Annotated in this window: 1 protein-coding gene; it reads right to left on the bottom strand. The window is 75.2% G+C overall.

The genetic code is table 11. The features are described from left to right. Positions 1-97 precede the first annotated feature (97 nt). The gene (locus tag AAHZ94_RS36580) at positions 98-988 is read right to left on the bottom strand and encodes a hypothetical protein (protein ID WP_502964876.1); all 891 of its coding nucleotides are present in this window, start codon (positions 986-988) and stop codon (positions 98-100) included. Between the last annotated feature and the right edge of the window lie 156 nt (positions 989-1144).

The following is a 1144-nucleotide window of genomic DNA, read 5'->3' as shown; positions in this document are numbered from 1 at the left end:
CCCCGGGGCGCCGCGGCGCCCGGGGGGGCCGGCCCCCCGCCGCGGCGCCCGCCCCCCGGACCGGCTGCTCCGCCGATTCGCCGGCTCCGCGGCTCGCCTACTCCGCGGACTTGGGCGCGTCCTGCTCCGGCGCCGGCTGCCCGGCCGTCGTGTCGCTGGCCGTGGTGTCGCCGGCCGTGGTCTTGCCGGCTGCGGTGTCGCCGGTGGTGGCCGAGCCGGCGGCGGGCTGCTCCGTGGCGGCCTTGTTGGCGACGGGCTTGTCCGCGGCGGCCTCGTCCGCGCCAGGCGTGGCGGGCGTGGGGGCGGCCGGCGTGGCGTTCCCGCTGGTGGGGGTGGCGGCGCCGGCCGGGCGGGCCACGGGGCGCGGCGTGGTGCCGGCCTTGCGGACGGGGCGGACGCCGTTGGTCGAAGCGGAAGACGAAGAAGAGGAAGACGAAGAAGAGGAAGCGGAGACGGGCGGGGTGGCGATGCGGTGCGTGGGGCGGGTACGGCGCGGGCTGGTGTCGCGGGCCGTCGCGACGCCGGGCGCCTCGATGGCCTCGGCCGTGGCGTCCACGGACCCGTCGTCGGCGGCGGTCGCGTCGTCGGCGCTGTCACCGCGCCAGTTCTGGACCGCGCCCCGGCCGCGTTCGGCCAGCTCGTCGTAGGTGTCACGGGCCCGCACCGCGTACTCGGCGACCCGTCCCACCCCCTGCAACGTGAGGTCCTGCGCCGTCTCGCGGAGCTTCTTGATGTCGGTGTCGAGGCTGCCGAACAACTCGGTCAGCTTGGCCTGGGTCTGCTGCGCCTGCTGGGTGACCCGCTGCTGGACGGCCTTCGGGTCGGTCTCCCGCACGGCCGCGATGCGCTCGGGGGTCTCGGCGACCAGCCGGTCGATGAGCGCCGGGGCCTCCTTCAACTTCTCGGCCGCGAGGTCAGCGGCACCGGCCACCACGTAGAAGGGGGTCGGGTCGCTGATGCGCTTACGGAGATCTTCGGTGATGGCCATGACGAGTGTCCTCCCTGATCGGCCAGTGCGTACGGCGTTCTCACACGCTCCGCCACTGGTCTCTGCCCTGGTACTGCTGGTTCTGGTGCGGTTGTCGTGGGGTGGGGTGGGGGGTGCGGTGGGGTGGATTTGGGTGTGGCGGTTGGCTCGGGGTGG

The organism is Streptomyces sp. HSW2009 (assembly GCF_040240285.1).
In the GTDB taxonomy this organism is placed as follows: domain Bacteria; phylum Actinomycetota; class Actinomycetes; order Streptomycetales; family Streptomycetaceae; genus Streptomyces.
Note: the sequence above shows the minus strand (reverse complement) of the source record. Positions and strands in the feature narration are given on the sequence as shown.

What these genes read in the sequence shown, in the direction of transcription:
- AAHZ94_RS36580 (WP_502964876.1), bottom strand. Translation starts at nt 988, where the DNA reads ATGGCCATCACCGAAGATCTCCGTAAGCGCATCAGCGACCCGACCCCC.